Annotated in this window: 16 protein-coding genes; 9 read left to right on the forward strand and 7 right to left on the reverse strand. The window is 65.6% G+C overall.

Going from position 1 to position 17,035, the window contains the following annotated elements; all coding sequences use genetic code 11:
- Nucleotides 1–107 precede the first annotated feature (107 nt).
- The gene (locus I3253_RS07190; RefSeq protein WP_197916980.1) at nucleotides 108–1,316 is read left to right on the forward strand and encodes a trans-sulfuration enzyme family protein; all 1,209 of its coding nucleotides are present in this window, start codon (nucleotides 108–110) and stop codon (nucleotides 1,314–1,316) included.
- On the opposite strand, the gene I3253_RS07195 is transcribed toward I3253_RS07190, so the two are convergent.
- The 4 genes from I3253_RS07195 to I3253_RS07210 form a co-directional block, all read right to left on the reverse strand.
- Nucleotides 1,313–2,365 (reverse strand): HesA/MoeB/ThiF family protein, encoded by a 1,053-nt coding sequence (locus I3253_RS07195; RefSeq protein ID WP_197916981.1) that lies wholly within the window; start codon nucleotides 2,363–2,365, stop codon nucleotides 1,313–1,315. The two genes, I3253_RS07190 and I3253_RS07195, sit on opposite strands and share 4 nt — an antisense overlap.
- Nucleotides 2,365–2,835, reverse strand: a complete 471-nt coding sequence (gene dut / locus I3253_RS07200) for a dUTP diphosphatase (RefSeq protein ID WP_197916982.1) — start codon at nucleotides 2,833–2,835, stop codon at nucleotides 2,365–2,367. Before dut ends, I3253_RS07195 begins: the two co-directional genes overlap by 1 nt.
- Complete coding sequence (gene coaBC / locus I3253_RS07205; protein ID WP_197916983.1) at nucleotides 2,832–4,028, reverse strand: bifunctional phosphopantothenoylcysteine decarboxylase/phosphopantothenate--cysteine ligase CoaBC; 1,197 nt, start codon at nucleotides 4,026–4,028, stop codon at nucleotides 2,832–2,834. The genes dut and coaBC overlap by 4 nt, the downstream gene beginning before the upstream one ends.
- A 70-nt stretch (nucleotides 4,029–4,098) precedes the next feature.
- Nucleotides 4,099–4,902 (reverse strand): ChaN family lipoprotein, encoded by an 804-nt coding sequence (locus tag I3253_RS07210; RefSeq protein WP_197916984.1) that lies wholly within the window; start codon nucleotides 4,900–4,902, stop codon nucleotides 4,099–4,101.
- Nucleotides 4,903–5,006: 104 nt separating this feature from the next.
- On the opposite strand from I3253_RS07210, the gene cobU reads away from it, so the two are divergent.
- The 4 genes from cobU (at nucleotide 5,007) to I3253_RS07230 (ending at nucleotide 8,612) form a co-directional block, all read left to right on the forward strand.
- On the forward strand, nucleotides 5,007–5,528 hold the full coding sequence (cobU, locus tag I3253_RS07215) for a bifunctional adenosylcobinamide kinase/adenosylcobinamide-phosphate guanylyltransferase (RefSeq protein WP_197916985.1): 522 nt from the start codon (nucleotides 5,007–5,009) through the stop codon (nucleotides 5,526–5,528).
- Complete coding sequence (locus I3253_RS07220) at nucleotides 5,525–6,103, forward strand: histidine phosphatase family protein (RefSeq protein WP_197916986.1); 579 nt, start codon at nucleotides 5,525–5,527, stop codon at nucleotides 6,101–6,103. Before cobU ends, I3253_RS07220 begins: the two co-directional genes overlap by 4 nt.
- A 58-nt stretch (nucleotides 6,104–6,161) precedes the next feature.
- Nucleotides 6,162–7,028 (forward strand): glutathione S-transferase, encoded by an 867-nt coding sequence (locus tag I3253_RS07225; protein WP_197916987.1) that lies wholly within the window; start codon nucleotides 6,162–6,164, stop codon nucleotides 7,026–7,028.
- A gap of 69 nt (nucleotides 7,029–7,097) precedes the next feature.
- Nucleotides 7,098–8,612 (forward strand): YifB family Mg chelatase-like AAA ATPase, encoded by a 1,515-nt coding sequence (locus I3253_RS07230; RefSeq protein ID WP_197916988.1) that lies wholly within the window; start codon nucleotides 7,098–7,100, stop codon nucleotides 8,610–8,612.
- Here the strand turns inward: I3253_RS07230 and gshB are convergent, their stop codons facing one another.
- From gshB to rsmI, 3 genes are all read right to left on the reverse strand, one after another.
- The gene (gene gshB / locus I3253_RS07235; protein WP_197916989.1) at nucleotides 8,613–9,548 is read right to left on the reverse strand and encodes a glutathione synthase; all 936 of its coding nucleotides are present in this window, start codon (nucleotides 9,546–9,548) and stop codon (nucleotides 8,613–8,615) included.
- 64 nt (nucleotides 9,549–9,612) lie between these two features.
- Complete coding sequence (locus I3253_RS07240; protein WP_197916990.1) at nucleotides 9,613–9,987, reverse strand: YraN family protein; 375 nt, start codon at nucleotides 9,985–9,987, stop codon at nucleotides 9,613–9,615.
- A gap of 12 nt (nucleotides 9,988–9,999) precedes the next feature.
- Nucleotides 10,000–10,860 (reverse strand): 16S rRNA (cytidine(1402)-2'-O)-methyltransferase, encoded by an 861-nt coding sequence (gene rsmI, locus I3253_RS07245; RefSeq protein ID WP_332255671.1) that lies wholly within the window; start codon nucleotides 10,858–10,860, stop codon nucleotides 10,000–10,002.
- Nucleotides 10,861–10,956: 96 nt separating this feature from the next.
- Here rsmI and I3253_RS07250 point away from each other — a divergent pair, with 96 nt between their 5' ends.
- The 4 genes from I3253_RS07250 to I3253_RS07265 all read left to right on the forward strand — a co-directional run bounded on the left by I3253_RS07250 (nucleotide 10,957) and on the right by I3253_RS07265 (nucleotide 17,033).
- Entirely contained in the window at nucleotides 10,957–12,129 is a 1,173-nt protein-coding gene (locus tag I3253_RS07250; RefSeq protein WP_197916991.1) for a penicillin-binding protein activator, read from the forward strand.
- Nucleotides 12,089–14,899 (forward strand): [protein-PII] uridylyltransferase, encoded by a 2,811-nt coding sequence (locus tag I3253_RS07255; protein ID WP_197916992.1) that lies wholly within the window; start codon nucleotides 12,089–12,091, stop codon nucleotides 14,897–14,899. Before I3253_RS07250 ends, I3253_RS07255 begins: the two co-directional genes overlap by 41 nt.
- Nucleotides 14,896–16,440 carry a murein biosynthesis integral membrane protein MurJ gene (gene murJ / locus I3253_RS07260; protein ID WP_197916993.1) on the forward strand — a complete coding sequence of 515 codons (1,545 nt, stop codon included), beginning with the start codon at nucleotides 14,896–14,898 and terminating at the stop codon, nucleotides 16,438–16,440. Before I3253_RS07255 ends, murJ begins: the two co-directional genes overlap by 4 nt.
- A 74-nt stretch (nucleotides 16,441–16,514) precedes the next feature.
- Nucleotides 16,515–17,033, forward strand: coding sequence for an HdeD family acid-resistance protein (locus I3253_RS07265; RefSeq protein WP_197916994.1), 519 nt, complete (start codon nucleotides 16,515–16,517; stop codon nucleotides 17,031–17,033).
- Nucleotides 17,034–17,035 lie beyond the last annotated feature (2 nt).

Consider the following 17,035-nt stretch of genomic DNA (forward strand, 5'->3'; position numbering starts at 1 on the left):
GCGTGTCTCCTTTGGCGCCAACCTAAGCACCGCACGCTCGCGCCGCAATCGGGCTTGCAATCTATCTTTGCCGCCCGCACCCTTTGGCGCGACAAACGGAGGAAACCATGACCCACCGCAACAGCCCCAGGGGTGTGATGACCACCGCCATACATGCCGGGGAAGGCCCCGATGCGGCCACCGGGGCCTCGGCCCCGCCGCTGCACATGTCCTCGACCTTCGTCACCGATCAGGTGGCCGGGTTTTCCGCTCATGACCTGCAAGACAACAGCGCCTATCTTTATGCGCGCTGGGGCAATCCCACCGTTCGGATGCTGGAACAGAAAATCGCCGCGCTGGAAGGCACGGCGGATTGTCTCTGTCTTGCTTCGGGCATGGCCGCGGCCACCGCGATTTTCCTCACTTTCCTGTCGGCGGGCGATCACGTCATTGTCTCGGACGTGTCTTATGCGGGGGTTGCCGAGCTGGCCCGCGATACGCTGCCGCGTCTCGGGATCCGGGTGTCCACCGTGAACATGTCCGATCCCGCCGCCGTGGCCGCCGCGCTTCGGCCCGATACCCGGCTGATCCACACCGAAACCCCGGTCAATCCGATCGGGCGGCTGACCGATCTTGCCGCCATCGCCGCCCTGGCCCATGGCGCCGGGGCGCTGCTGTCGTGCGATGCCACCTTTGCCTCACCGCTCGGACAGGATTGCCGCGCGCTTGGGGTCGATCTGATCCTGCATTCCGTGACCAAGTATATCGGCGGGCATGGCGATGCCGTGGGCGGCGCGGTGGCCGGCAGCAATGAACTGATCGCCCGGATGCGCGGCGAGGCCGCCATCCACCATGGCGGCGTGATGTCACCGTTCAACGCGTGGCTGATCGCGCGCGGGCTGGCCACGCTGCCGCTGCGCATGAAAGCGCACGAGGCCGGGGCCAGCGCCGTGGCGGGCTGGCTCGAAACCCGCCCCGCCGTGACCCGCGTCATCTATCCCGGCCTGCCCAGCCACCCCCAGCACGATCTGGCCCAACGCCAGATGCGCAACATGTCCGCCATGATCTCGTTCCAGGTGGGCAGCGCCGATCAGGGCGAAGCCCTGGCCCAGGCGATGATCGAACGGCTGGAAACCATTCACTACGCGGTGTCTCTGGGCCATCACCGCAGCCTGATTTTCTGGATGGGCACCCGGGCGCTGATGGACACGTCCTTCCGGCTGGACGGCGCTCAACTTGCCGATTACCGCGCCTATGCCGGGGACGGGATTTTCCGCCTGTCGGTGGGGCTTGAGGATGCCGAGGATCTGATCGCGGATCTGGGGCGCGTGCTTTAGGCGCGGGTGTCCTCCCCGCATACCGGACAGTCCCCGCGCCGTTTCAGGGCGATCTTGCGGGTTTCGCTCCACAGCGCGTCATAGATCATCATGTCGCCGCGCAGCGCCGCTCCGGCGCCGGTGATCACCTTGATCGCCTCCGCCGCCATCATTGTACCCACCACGCCCGGCAACGGGCCGATCACGCCCGCCTCGGCGCATCCGGGTGCCAGACCGGCCGCCGGGGCCTCGGGAAAAATGCACTGATAACAGGGCGTTCCACTGGCCGGGTCAAAGACGCTCAGTTGCCCCTCCCACTGGGACAACGCGCCCGAGATCAACGGCTTTCGCAGCGCCACGCAGGCGCGATTGACCAGATAGCGGGTTTCGAAATTGTCCGTGCCATCCAGCACCAGATCATAATCCGCGATCAACGTGACGGCGTCTTCCTCGCCCAGACGCCGCTGATAGGGCCTGACCTGGACAAACGGGTTTTGCGCCACCATCGCATCGCGCGCCGAAAACACCTTGGGCGTGCCGATCGCGTCGTCGCGGTGAATCACCTGCCGTTGCAGGTTGGAATTGTCCACCACGTCGTCATCCACGATGCCGATCCTGCCCACCCCGGCGGCTGCCAGATACAACAAGGCGGGCGATCCAAGCCCCCCCGCGCCGATCACCAGAACCCTGGCGTCCTTGAGCCTTTTCTGCCCCAGCCCGCCAATCTCGCGCAGCACGATATGGCGCGCATAGCGGTTCAGTTCGGTGTCAGAGAAGGGGGCATCGCCCGGCTGTCCCGGCGATTGGTCCGGCGCGGGCACCCGCTTGCGCAGCCATCGCAAACCCTGCCGATAGCTCAGCACCAGCGCCACGGCGCCACCGATCATCAGCCACATCGCCAGACTGCCGCCCGTACCCTGTCGCAACGGGTTGGCCTCGGGCAGCACAAGCTGCATCCCCAACACCGCCACATAAAGCACACCGATCATCGACCAGCGCGCCGAATACGGGGCCTTCATCATCGCACCAATGCCCCACAACAGACCGGCCAGCGCCAGAACAAGACCCATCATTTCACCCCGGTCGATCCAAATCCGCCCACACCGCGCCCGGTATCGCCCAGCGCCCCGGCGATCTCGAACCGGCCCCGCACCACCGGCGCGACCACCAGCTGCGCCATACGCATCCCATGAGCGATCTCGAACGGATCCCGTCCGGCATTCATCACGATCAGCCCCAGCGGCCCGCGATAATCGCTGTCGATGGTGCCCGGCGCGTTGGGCAACGTGATGCCATGTTTCAGCGCCAGCCCCGACCGGGGCCGCACCTGAACTTCGTAACCTTCAGGAATTTCAACACAAATCCCGGTCGGCACCAACACCCGCGCACCCGGCTCCAACACCACGCCGCCGCGCCGATCGGGCGGGAAATTGGCACGCACATCCGCCCCCGCAGCGCCCGGTGTCGCATAGTCGGGCAGCGGCACATCGCGGTCTGCCCCTTCCACCCAGCGCGCCCTGATCGTTACCGGCTCTGTCATGTTTCCAACGCCGCCGCGATCCGGCTGGCCAGGTGATGCGCCACCTCGTCCTTGCCCATGCGCGGCCAGCTTTCGGCCCCCGCATCGGAAATCAGCGTCACCGCGTTCTCTGTCCCGCCCATGATCCCGGTTTCCGGGCTGACATCATTTGCCACGATCCAGTCACAGCCCTTGCGCAGCCGCTTGGCCGTGGCGTGGGCGATCACATCGTCGGTTTCGGCGGCAAACCCCACCACCAATTGCGGCCGCCCGTCGCCCATCCGGCTTACCATCGCCAGAATGTCGGGGTTCTCCGCAAATTCCAGCACGGGCATTTTTCCCTTGTCTTTCTTGATCTTGCTGCCGGACGCGCTGGCCACGCGCCAATCCGCCACCGCCGCCGCGAACACCGCCGCATCCACCGGCAAAACGCCCTGCACCGCCGCCAGCATCTCGGCTGCGGTCTGCACCTCCACCACATGTACCCCCTCGGGGCGGTCCGCCTCCGCCGGCCCGGTGACAAACACCACATCCGCCCCCATCACCGCCAGCGCCCGCGCGATCGCCGTGCCCTGCGCCCCGGACGAGCGGTTGGCGATATAGCGGACCGGGTCGATCGGCTCGTGCGTCGGGCCCGATGTCACCAACACCCGCCGCCCGGTCAGCGGCCCTTCGGCCAGCGCGGTTTCAATCGCCGCCACGATCTCCAGCGGTTCCGACATCCGCCCCGGCCCGAATTCACCGCAGGCCATGTCGCCCTCGTTCGGGCCAACCACCGCGATGCCGTCGCCGCGCAGCGTTGCCACGTTGCGCCGCGTTGCCGGATGCTCCCACATGCGCACATTCATCGCCGGCGCGATCAGAACCGGCGTGTCGGTCGCCAACAACAGCGTCGAGGCCAGATCATTGGCCAGCCCGTGCGCCATCTTGGCCATCAAATCCGCCGTCGCCGGCGCGACCACGATCAGATCGGCCGAGCGCGACAGCTGGATATGGCCCATCTCGGCCTCATCCGTCAGGTCGAACAGATCGCGATACACCTTTTCGCCCGCCAGCGACGACACCGCCAGCGGTGTCACGAATTCCTCTCCGGCACGGGTCAGCACCGGCGTCACCCAGGCGCCCCGCTCGCGCAGGCGCCGGATCATTTCCAGCGATTTATACGCGGCGATTCCGCCCCCAATGATCAGCAAAATCCGCTTGTCTGTCAGCAATTTGGCGCCCTCCGCAGCCGAACCGCCCCAAACTTAGGCCGCACGGGCGCGCGACACAAGCAAGCAAGCGTCAGCGAAAGGCGGCGCAGGGGTCTTCGCGCGCGACAGGGGGTGTCACGATCCAGGCATCATGGGGCTGTGGACCCTCTGGCGCCGCCTCCAGCTGTGCCACGGACACAACATTCAGCCCCTCCGGCAACAGCGCCGGCATCCCCCAATCGGTGCGCGCATGGCCGTTGCCGGTGATCACCACCACCGGCCCGCCCGTGTCTTCCAGCGCCTGCACCACCGTGCGCGCCAGGGTCGCGTCCCGCAGCCTCTGGATCATCACCATGCCCGGCAGCATGTCTTCGGGCAACGCATCGCAATGCGCCGCCATCTGCAAGGCTTCCCGCTCTGCCTGTTGGGCGCCGGGCAAATCGCCCACCAGCCCGAACCGCGCCGCATCCGGGCCGAAACGCTCGGCCACCGCGCCGCTCTGCACAACCTCCCGCGCCACCGCGCGCGGCACCAGCCCGCCATAGATCGCCGCCCCGCCGCTGGCGGCAAATATCGGGTAATACATCGAAAAATCCGGCCAGCCGCTATTGGCCCAGTCCAGCGCCAAACCCAGTGCGTCCGCATCCGCCAAAAGGTCCGGCGTGATCAAACCTGCCTTTTCGGGCGTCAGCATCTCAAACACCACGGCCTTGGGGGCAAGCGCCCGCACCGCCGCGGCCTGGTTGGCGTGCTGAAAGCCATTGTCATGCAATTCCCCCAGCACGATCACATCCCGGTCGCCAAAAGAGGCCAGCGCCCCGGCGGAGATTTCCTGCGCCACCAGCGGCGCTGCGATCAGCGTGGCGATCACGGCAAGGGACAAATGATGCTTCATGGGTCATGAAATGGCACCAACGCGCCTCGGATTCAACCTGCCCACCTTGCGCTTGTGCCCGGATTTGCGCACATTTGCCGCCCGCAACCGGCCAGGGGGAATCCATGCTTGCAAAACTGTCCGTGATCCTTGGCGGCGCGGCCTCGGGCAAATCCGCCTTTGCCGAGTCGCTTGTCGTGCGGACCGGCGCGCCACGCGTCTATATTGCCACGGCTCAGGCCTTCGACGCCGAAATGCACGACAAGATCGCCGCCCATCGCGCACAGCGCGGCGCGCGATGGCGCACGGTGGAAACCGCGCTCGCCGCCGCCGAGGCGCTGGACACGGTCGCCCCGACCGAGGTGGCGCTGCTGGATTGCGCCACCATGTGGCTGTCCAATCACCTCCTGGCCGAATCCGATTTGGAACTGGAGGTCCGGAACCTGTTGCTGGCGCTGGACAATTGCCGTGGACGTGTTGTGGTGGTGTCCAACGAAGTCGGCCTTGACGTGGTGCCCGACAACGCGCTCGCACGCCGGTTTCGCGACGCGCAGGGCAGGCTCAACCAACAGATCGCCGCGCGCGCCGATCTGGCCGTGCTGGTGGTGGCGGGGCTGCCGATGCTGCTCAGCGGGGAACTGCCATGACCAATCTTTTTCTGGTGCGCCATGGCCCCACCCATGCCAAATCCATGGTCGGCTGGTCCGATCTGCCCGCTGATCTGTCCGACACCGGGGCGCTTGGGCGCCTGTCCGCGTTCCTGCCCGCAGACGCGCTTGTCATCAGTTCCGATCTCAGCCGCGCAACGGCCACCGCGGATGCCATTCAGGCCCACCGCCCCCGCCTGCCGCACGATCCGGCGTTGCGCGAAATCCATTTCGGCGACTGGGAACTGAGATCCTTTCGCGAAATCGAGGCCACGGATCCCGAACGCATCCGCGCCTATTGGGAAACCCCCGGCGATGTCCGCCCCCCCGGCGGCGAAAGCTGGCATGACACGGCCGCGCGCGTCAACCGCGCCATCGACCGGCTGATCGCGGCCCATTGCGGGCGCAACATCGTTGTCGTGGCACATTTCGGCATGATCCTCACCCAGATCCAGCGGGCCGACAATCTTACCGCCGCCCAGGCCTTTTCCCACCGGATCGACAATCTCTCGGTCACAACCATTGCCATCCGCCCCGACGGCTGGGCGCTGGGCCATGTCAATCACAATCCGTGATGGGCCCCGTCAAAAGCTTTCGTTTTGGCAATACATCAACCATCGCTAGGCTGGGATCATGACCTATCAGCTTTTCCTTGGCGATTACGCCTATTCCTCCTGGTCGCTGCGCGGCTGGCTGTTGTTTGAAAAATTCGGCATCGACCGGACCACGCGCATGTTGGATTTCTCGGAAATCTCCGTGGCTGCGCAGCTGGCCGAATTTGCCCCCGCGCGCACCGTGCCCACCGCGATCACCCCCGAAGGCGCGGTGATCTCCGAAAGCCTCGCCATTGCCGAAGAACTGGCCAGCCGCCACCCCAGGGCCGGTCTGTGGCCTGCCGATCCGCGCGCCCGCGCCACCGCCCGGACACTGGCGGCGGAAATGCATGCGGGATTTGGCGCGTTGCGCGGTGACTGCCCGATGAACCTACGCCTCAGCTATGCCGACGCCGCGCCCTCCGACGCGGTTCTGGCCGATCTCGGCCGGCTGGAAACGATCTGGTCCCACGCCCGGACCGCCTGTGGCGGCGACGGTCCCTGGCTTTGCGGCGCCTATTCGGCGGCGGATGCCTTTTTTGCACCGGTGGCCGCCCGTATCGCCGGGTATAACCTGCCGGTGGGCGACGCCGCGCAGACCTATGTCAACGCCCACCTGGCCGATCCGGCCTTCCGCCGCTGGCGCGCGATGGGCCTTGTGCACGGCAAAACCCTGCCCTGGTACGCCAAACCCTCTGAAACCCGCCCCTGGCCCGGCCCGGAACCGCTTGCGGCGCAAGCCGTGGACGGAACCGGCGCGGAAAATGCCACCTGCCCCTATTCGGGGCGTCCCGTGCGGCACGTGCTGGAAATCGACGGGCGCCGCATCGGGTTTTGCAACCGGTTCTGCCGCGACAAGACCATCGCCGATCCCGCCGCCTGGCCCGCCTTCATGGCGCTTTTGTAGGGCGGCGTTAACCCTTCGCTAACCAAGCCGCGTTTACCAATCTTAACAGGGAATGCGGAAAGGGCGGCGATGGTGGCGCGCGCATATACGGTGGCATTCGAAGGCGTCGAGGCGCATTCGGTCGAAGTGCAATGCGCCGTCACACCCGGCCTGCCGGCCTTTTCCATCGTCGGCCTGCCCGACAAGGCCGTGTCCGAGGCACGCGACCGGGTGCGCTCGGCCCTGTCTTCCATGGCCATCGCCCTGCCCTCCAAACGCATCACCATCAATCTCTCTCCCGCCGACCTGCCCAAGGAGGGCAGCCATTTCGACCTGCCGATCGCCGTCGCCCTGCTGGCCGCGCTGGGCATCATCCCCGAGGACGCATCGGAAAGCACCGTGTCGCTGGGCGAACTTTCCCTGGACGGCTCGCTGGTCCCCGTCACCGGCGCGCTGCCCGCCGCCATGTCCGCCGCCCAGGATGACCGCGCCCTGCTCTGCCCGCGCGCCAGCGGCCCCGAGGCCGCCTGGGTCGCGGCCACGCAGGTCATCGGCGCGGGCTCGCTGGCCGATGTGGTGCGCCACTATACCGGCCAGTCGCCCCTGTCGCCCTCCGATCCCGGCGAGGTGCAGCCCGAGCCGCACGCCCGCGACCTGCGCGATGTCAAGGGCCAGGAACGCGCCAAACGCGCCCTGGAAATCGCCGCCGCCGGGCGCCATCACCTGTTCATGGTCGGCGCGCCGGGGTCGGGAAAATCCATGCTGGCCGCGCGTCTGCCCTCGATCCTGCCACCGCTCTCGCCCATCGAGGCGCTGGAAACCTCGATGATCCATTCCGTTGCCGGCTTGCTGGACCAGGGCGGCATTTCCCGCGCCCGGCCGTTCCGCGAACCGCATCACACCGCCTCGATGGCCGCCATTGTCGGGGGCGGGCGTCGGGCCGCGCCGGGCGAGATCTCGCTGGCCCATAACGGGGTGTTGTTCTTGGACGAATTGCCCGAGTTTTCCCGCCCGGTGCTGGAAACCCTGCGCCAGCCCATCGAAACCGGGCAGGTGATGATCGCGCGCGCCAATGCGCATGTGACCTATCCCTGCCGCTTCATGCTGGTGGCCGCCGCCAATCCCTGCCGCTGCGGCCATATGTTCGATCCGGCACGCGCCTGCGCCCGGGTGCCAGCCTGCGGCGAGGACTATCTTGGCCGCCTTTCCGGCCCGCTGCTCGACCGGCTTGATCTGCGCATCGAAGTGCCCCCGGTCAGCTTCACCGATCTCGACCTGCCCGCATCGGGCGAAAGCTCGGACATCATCCGCGCCCGCGTCTGCGCCGCGCGCGACCGGCAGCTGGCGCGCTTTGCGACACAGGACGCCCAGCATGCGAATGCCGATTTACAGGGCGCCCGGCTGGAAGAGATCGCCACCCCGGATGCCGAGGGACGCGCGTTCCTGGGCAAGGTGGCCGAAAAATTCGGCCTCTCCGCGCGCGGTTATCACCGGGTTCTGCGGGTGGCGCGCACCATCGCCGATCTTGGCGAAAGCGAGATGGTGCGCAAACCGCATGTGGCCGAGGCGGTCAGCTTTCGGCTGACCTCCAGCCAGGGCCTGTGATCAGGCCCGTTTCGCCTCGATCGCCTGCCAGATTCTTTCGGCTACGTTGATCCCGTCAAACCGCTCCAGTTCCTGGATTCCGGTGGGCGACGTCACGTTGATTTCGGTCAGGTAATCGCCAATCACATCGATCCCGACAAACACCTGACCCTTTTCCTTCAGCAGCGGGCCGATCTTCGCGCAAATCTCCAGGTCACGTTCGGACAACCCGATCTTCTCGGGTCGCCCGCCCACATGCATGTTCGACCGGGTCTCGCCCGCCGCCGGCACCCGGTTGATCGCGCCCACCGGCACCCCGTCCACCAGGATCACGCGTTTGTCGCCATTGCTGACATCGGGCAGGAATTTCTGAACGATCAACGGCTCGCGGCTGAACCCGGTGAACAGTTCGTGCAACGAGGTCAGGTTGCGGTCATTGGCGTCCAGCCGGAACACCCCGGCACCGCCATTCCCGTAAAGCGGCTTGAGGATCACGTCGCCATGCTTGTGCTTGAACGCCTTGATCGTGTCCAGGTCGCGCGCGATCGTCGTGGGTGGCGTCAGGTCATGAAACTCCAGCACCAAAAGCTTTTCCGGATAGTTGCGCACCCAGAACGGATCGTTCACCACCAACGTGCCCGGCGCCAGCCGGTCCAGCAGGTGGGTCGACGTGATGTAATGCATGTCGAAAGGCGGATCCTGGCGCAGCCACACCACGTCGAATTCCGAAAGGTCCACCTGGCGCTCCGCCCCAAGGTCCACATGATCACCCAGCACGCGGCGCACCGTCATGTCATGCCCGCGCGCCGTGATCTGCCCCTCTTCATAGGCCAGCTTGTCCGGCGAATAGAAAAACAGCCTATGGCCACGCGCCTGCGCTTCCTCGGCCAGCCTGAAAGAGCTGTCGGCATTGATATCGACCGACTCGATCGGGTCCATCTGAAAGGCAATCTTCATGCGGGGCAACCTCTTGTGATCTCCCCACTACATGGCCCAAGCCCCGCCCGTGTGCAATGCCCGCTCAGGCCGCCAACGCGTTTTCGATGATGTCCACTTTGCCTGCGCCGTCCACCAGCGCCACGTCGAACCGGGCCTCGGTCAGCAAGCCCCGCGGTTCACCGCCCAGAAATTCCTCGCCCGCCGTCATCAGCCGGGCAATCTGGCGCGGACCCAGACGCAGCGCCGCCGCGGCAAAGCTTCGGCTTTTCTTGACCTCGACAAAGATCACCGCATCGCCGCGCCGCACAACCAGATCCACTTCGCCACCCTTTCCGCGCCAGCGCCGGTGCGCCACGCACAGGCCGCGACGCTCGTAGTCGCGGGCAACGCTGTCCTCGGCGGCCTGCCCGGCGTGGTAATTTGCCCGTGCCCGATGGGTTCCTGTCTGGCGTCTCATGGCGGCCCCTGTTCAATTCTCCGTCTTCAACGCTAAGGCCATTTGATAAATTTTTCGTTTATGCCCGCCAAAGGCCTTCGCCACCGTTTCCGAGGCGTCGCGCACGCTCATGCTGTCCAGCGCCTGGCGCAGCGCGGCTTCGATATCGGCCTCGCTCGCGCCGTCGCCGCGCGCCCGGTCGATCAGCACCACCACCTCGCCCTTGACGGTCTGGCCGTCCAGCGCCCCGGCCAGTTCCCCCAGGCTGCCGCGCCGCACTTCCTCGAATTTCTTGGTCAGTTCCCGGCACATCGCCGCCGCCCGCCCCGCGCCCAGCGCCTGCGCCGCATCGCCCAGCATCGCGGCCACGCGGCGCGGCGATTCGTAGAATACCAGCGTTCCGGGCACGTCGCGCAGCGCCTCCAGCGCCGAAACGCGCGCCTTGCGTGCATTGGGCAGGAACCCGGCAAAGAAAAACGCATCCGTCGGCAGCCCCGCCAGGGTCAGCGCCGTCGCCACCGCCGACGGCCCCGGCGCCGATGTCACCAGATGCCCGGCCTCGCTTGCCGCGCGCGACAGATCATAGCCCGGATCCGCGATCAGCGGCGTGCCCGCCTCCGAGGCATAGGCAACTGACCGCCCCGCCGCCAGATGCGCCATCAGCTTGTCGCGCGCGCCCGCTCCGGAATGATCGTGATACGCGATCAGCGGCCGCTCGCCCAGCGCAACGCCGTGGATCTCCAGCAACCGCCGCATCGAGCGCGTGTCTTCGGCGGCGATCACATCGGCCGAAGCCAGCACATCCAGCGCCCGCAGCGTGATGTCGCGGGCAGACCCGATCGGCGTGGCGACAAAATACAAACCCGTCTGCAATTTCGTGGTCAGGTGATTCACCACTGGACCCGCCCCCCGGTACGTTTATTATCCATTCCAATCGGGCGGCCGGATCGCCGTTTGTGACCCGACCATTGGGACTGGAGAATTTTTTCGATGTTTGCCTTTCTTAAACCCGCTCGCAACTATCTGAAAGGGGCAATGCTCGGCCTCGTCGGTCTCGTACTCGCTGGCTGCGAAACCACCGGGCTCAGTACCGGACCCACGATCTCGACCAGCGCACCGGTGCCGGTGGCGCTGCTGGTGCCCAAGGGATCGGCCAATTCGGGCGACGCGCTTCTGGCCCAAAGCCTTGAAAACGCGGCCAGGCTGGCGATTGCCGATCTTGGCGGTGTGCAGATCGACTTGCGGGTCTACGCCACGGCCGGGCGCGCCGACACGGCCCAGGCCGCCGCCATCCAGGCCGTCAACGAAGGTGCCAAGATCATCCTTGGCCCGGTCTTCGCCGAATCCGCCAATGCCGTGGCCAAGGCCGTGGCCAATCGCTCGATCAACGTGCTGGCCTTCTCCAACAATACCACGATTGCCGGTGGCAACCTGTTCGTGCTGGGGCCGACATTCGACAATACCGCCGACCGGCTGGTGGGCTTTTCCAGGCGCAACGGCAAGGATCGCATCCTGATCGTCCATGCCGACAATGTCTCGGGTCAGGTCGGGCGCAATGCGATCCTTTCGGCCATCACCCGCCAGCGGGCGACCGAGGCGGGCACGGTGTCCTACAGCTTCTCGCAGGAAGGTGTGATCGCGGCGACATCGCAGATCAAGCTGACGGCAGACACCAATCAGGCAAACGCGGTCTTTCTGACATCGGATACATCGGGCGCGCTGCCCCTGCTCAGCCAGTTGCTGCCCGAGGCCGGTCTCAGCCCGGCGGTGATGCAATATATCGGCCTGACCCGCTGGGACATTCCGGCCCAGACTCTGGAACTGCCCGGTGTACAGGGCGGCTGGTTCGCCATGCCCGACCCGGCGCTGACGCAGCAGTTCCAGACCCGTTATGCCCAGGCCTATGGCGGCCTGCCCCATCCGATCGGCGGTCTGGCCTATGACGGTGTTGCGGCGATCGGCGCACTGGTCAAGGCGGGCAAAAGCAATGCATTGACCACGGGCGCCCTCACCCAGGGGGCCGGATTTCAGGGCGTGAACGGCATCTTCCGCCTGCGCGCCGATGGTACGAACGAACGCGGGCTGGCCGTGGCCACGATCCGCGACAAGAAGGTGGTAATCATTGACCCTGCCCCAACACGCTTCGGCGGCGCCGGATTCTGAGGCGCCCGACACGTTTCCCACCCTGCCCCGGGGCAACCTGATCTGCGACCCACAGGAGATCTTCGACAGCGCCGCGGCGCTGGCCGAGATCGACGGGTTGTTCAGCGATCCGGCCAGCGGGGCGCCCGCGCGCAGCGAGATCGTCAGGGTGCTGGCCGCCCGGCGCAAAACCGGCATGGCCCGCATTGCCCTTGCCTTCGGCGAAAAGCCGTTCAACGCGCGCGAGATGACGCGCTCCTATTCCTGGCTGACCGATTGCCTGGTGGGCATTGCCTTTCACGTGGCCACCGGCCACTTGCACCCGCTGCCCAACCCGACCGAGGGCGAACGGCTGACATTGCTGGCCGTGGGCGGCTACGGACGGGGCGAAATGGCGCCGGAATCCGATGTCGATCTGCTGTTCCTGACCCCTTACAAGATCACCGCCTGGGCCGAGAGCGTGATTGAATCCATGCTCTACATCCTGTGGGATCTGCGGCTCAAGGTCGGCCATTCCAGCCGCACGATCAAGGATTGCCTGCGTCTGGGGCGCGAGGATTTCACCATCCGCACCGCCTTGCTGGAACACCGCTACCTGCAAGGCGACGCGGCGCTGGCCCGGCGGCTTGATGACCGCCTCCAATCCGATCTGTTTGCCGGGACCGAGCGGGAATTCGTCGAGGCCAAGCTCTCGGAACGCGAGGCGCGCCACCTCAAGCAGGGTCAGCGCTATATGGTCGAGCCCAACGTGAAAGAGGGCAAGGGCGGCCTGCGCGACCTGCAATCGCTCTTCTGGATCGCCAAATATGTCTACCACGTCAGCGACGTGTCTGATCTTCTGGACCACGACGTGCTGCGCCGGGACGAACTCAAGAGCTTTGTCGCCGCCGAGGAATTCCTGTGGGCGGTGCGCGGCCACATGCACCTGATCGCCGGTCGCCCCTCCGAACAGCTCAGCTTTGACGTGCAGGTCGAAGTGGCCGAGCGACTGGGCTATTCCGACAAGGGCGGGCGCCGCGCGGTGGAACATTTCATGCAGGATTATTTCCGCCACGCCACCAATGTCGGCGATCTCACCCGCATCCTGCTGACCAAGCTGGAAGACGACCATACCAAGGGCGCGCCCCTGCTGGAGCGCATCTTCCGCCGCCGCCGTCGGGTCAAGTCTCAATACAAGGTCATCAACAACCGTCTGGCCATTGTCGATGACACAGAGTTTCTCTCGGACAAGGTCAATCTGCTGCGGATCTTTGAAGAGGCGCTGCGCACCGGGCTGCTGATCCACCCCGACGCAATGCGCCTGATCAGGGCCAACCTGCACCTGATCGACGACGACATGCGGGCCGACAAGGAGGCCCAGCGCATCTTTCTCGGACTGCTGCTGAAACACGGCAACCCCGAACGCGCCCTGCGCCGCATGAACGAACTGAACGTGCTGGCCGCCTTCATTCCCGATTTCGAACCGATCGTGGCAATGATGCAGTTCAACATGTACCATTCCTATACCGTGGACGAACACACGATCCAGGTGATCGCCAATCTCGAACAGATCGAAAACGAAGAACTGCGCAACGAACTGCCGCTCTCCTCGGACATCCTGAAATCCGGCATCAACCGCCGCGCCCTTATAGTGGCCATGCTGCTGCACGATATCGGCAAGGGGCGCGACATCGACCATTCCGTGCTCGGCGCCCAGATCGCCCGACGTGTGGCGCCCAATCTCGGGCTGCCCAAGGCGGAATGCGAAACCGTGGAATGGCTGGTGCGGTATCACCTCCTGATGTCCGACATGGCCCAGAAACGCGACATTGCCGATCCGCGCACCGTGCGTGATTTCGCCAAGGCGGTTCAGACCGTGGACCGGCTGAACCTGCTTACCGTCCTCACCGTTTGCGACATTCGCGGCGTCGGACCGGACACCTGGAACAACTGGAAGGCGGTGCTGCTGCGCGCGCTCTATCGCCAGACCCGGCTGGTTCTGGAAAACGGCTTGGAGGCGATCACTCGCGAAAACCGCGGTGCAGAGGCCAAGAAACTGCTGCGCCAGGAACTCGCCGACTGGACGCCAAAGGACATCAAGCGCGAAACCGCGCGTCACTACGAACCCTATTGGCAGGGCCTGCATATCACCGCGCACAAGGTCTTTGCCCAGCTGCTGCGCGAAATCGCGGATGACGAGATCCGCATCGATCTGCACCCGGACGAAGATCGCGACGCCACGCGCGCCTGTTTCGCCATGGCCGATCACCCCGGTATCTTCTCGCGCATGTGCGGCGCGCTGGCGCTGGTGGGGGCCAATATCGTGGATGCCCGCACCTTCACGTCAAAGGACGGCTATGCCACCGCCGCCTTCTGGATTCAGGACGCCGACGGCCACCCCTACGAGGCCAGCCGCCTCAAGCGGCTGGAACAGATGATCCACAAGACCCTCAAGGGCGAGGTTGTCGCCAGCGAGGCGATCCGATCGCGCGACGTGATCAAGAAACGCGAACGCGCCTTCCGCGTGCCCACCACCATCACCTTCGACAATGACGGCTCTGAAATCTATACCATCATCGAGGTCGATACCCGCGACCGCCCCGGCCTGCTGCACGATCTGACCCGCACCCTGGCCAACAACAATGTCTACATCGCCTCGGCGGTGATCGCGACCTTTGGCGAACAGGTGGTCGACAGCTTCTATGTCAAGGACATGTTCGGCCTGAAATTCCACTCTGCCGCCAAGCAGCGCACGCTGGAAAAGAAACTGCGCGAGGCCATCGAAAAAGGCGTTGAAAGGGCGTCGGCGTGAAACCCGTCCGCCTGATCCGCGGATTTCTGACGGTCGGTTTCTGGACCCTGATGAGCCGCGTGCTGGGCTTTGCGCGCGAAATCCTGATCCTGGCCTATATCGGGCCGGGCAGCGCGCTGGACGCGTTTGTCGCCGCCTTCCGTCTGCCCAACATGTTCCGCCGCTTCTTTGCCGAAGGCGCGTTCAATGCCGCCTTCGTGCCGATGTTTTCCAAGAAATACGAAGCCGGTGAAGACGCTCAGGCCTTTGGGCGCGATGCCTTCAACCTGCTGGCCTGTGCGGTGCTGGCGCTGACGGCGCTGGCGATGATCTTCATGCCGGCGCTGGTCTGGGCCACCGCCGAAGGGTTTTACGGCGACGAAAGGTTCGATCTGACGATCGGCTTCGGGCGCATTGTCTTTCCCTATATCTTCTTCATGTCGCTGGCGGCGCTGTTTTCCGGCGTGCTGAATGCCACCGGGCGTTTCGCCGCCGCCGCTGCCGCGCCGGTGCTGCTCAACGTGCTGGTGGTCCCGGCGCTGATCGTCGGGGCGGCCATCGGCGGGGACGTGGTGATGTGGCTGGTCTGGACAATCCCCGTGGCCGGGGTGGCCCAGCTTGTGCTGGTCTGGGTCGCGGCGGCGCGGGCGGGCATCTCGATCCGCCCCGGCCTGCCCCGGCTGACCCCGGACACGCGGCGCATGGTCAGGATCGCGGTGCCCGCCGCGCTGGCCTCGGGGGTCATGCAGATCAATCTGGTTGTCGGCCAGATCGTTGCCTCGGCCACGCCCGGCGCCGTCAGCTGGCTGTTCGCCGCGGACCGGCTGTATCAGCTGCCCCTCGGGGTCGTGGGCATCGCCGTGGGCATCGTTCTGCTGCCCGACCTGTCCCGCAGGCTCAAGGCCGGGGATGACGACGGCGCGCGCCATGCGTTTTCGCGCGCCGGTGAATTTGCCCTGTTCCTCACCATCCCCTGCGCCGTCGCCTTTCTGGTGATCCCGCTGCCGCTGGTCTCGGTCCTGTTCGAGCGCGGCGCCACCTCGGCCGATGACAGCGCCGCCATCGCCGTTGCCGTGGCGATCTACGGGCTGGGCCTGCCCGCCTTCGTGCTGCAAAAGCTGTTGCAGCCGCTTTACTTTGCGCGCGAGGACACGCGCCGCCCGTTTCATTTTGCCCTCTGGTCCATGGTGGTGAACGCCGGACTGGCTTTTGGGCTCTCGCCGTTTCTTTCCTGGATGGCCCCGGCCATTGCCGCCTCGGTATCGGCCTGGGTCATGGTGGCCCAGCTTGGGCTGGGCGCGCGGCGCTATGGCAGCGTGGCCAGGTTCGATGATCGCCTGCGCACCCGCATCTGGCGGATTTGCCTGTGTTCCGGCATCATGGCCGCCGCCCTGTGGGGTGCCACCCTGATCCTGTCGCCATGGCTCGGGATGCCCGGCTGGCGCTATGGCGCTTTGCTGGCGCTGATTTCCATTGGCGCGGCGGTGTATTTCCTGTTCGCCCATATCACCCGCGCCTTCCGGTTTTCCGATCTGCGCAGCGCCGCCCGACGCGGCGGCTGAAGAAAACGGTTGCCCGCGCCACTCAACTGCCGTTTCATCGCCGGATATTTTGCGCAGAATGGGAGCACCCTGAAATGTCCAACTGGATCATCATGCTGATCGTCGGCATCCTGTCACTTGTGGCGGGCATCGTCGCATTGGCCAATCCGTTTGCCGCCTCGATAACGGCCACATTGCTGGCGGGGTGGTCCTTTTTCATCCTCGGCATCATCCAGATCGTCGCCGCCCTGCGCGCCGACGGCGCCGGCGCCAAGGTGGTCGGCGTGCTGCTGGGCCTCGTTGCCCTGATCATCGGCATCAACCTCGTGGCCGAGCCGCTCCGCGGCGTTGTCACCCTGACAATGGTGGCGGGGATCATGTTTCTTGCCTCGGGCATCTTCAAGGCCTGGATCGGTTTTTCCGGCGCTCAGGGGCCGTTGCGCAGCGCCCTGATGATCTCGGGCCTGGTGTCGATCATACTTGGCGTCATGGTGCTGGCCAATTTCCCGCAATCGGCGGCGGTTGTGCTTGGCATCCTGCTTGCGGTCGAACTGCTGTCCAACGGTGTCAGCGCCATAGCGCTGGCCCTGCTGACACGGCGCGCCAGACCCTGAGG

It is taken from the genome of Thiosulfatihalobacter marinus, assembly GCF_016019955.1.
Taxonomy (GTDB): domain Bacteria; phylum Pseudomonadota; class Alphaproteobacteria; order Rhodobacterales; family Rhodobacteraceae; genus Shimia; species Shimia marinus_A.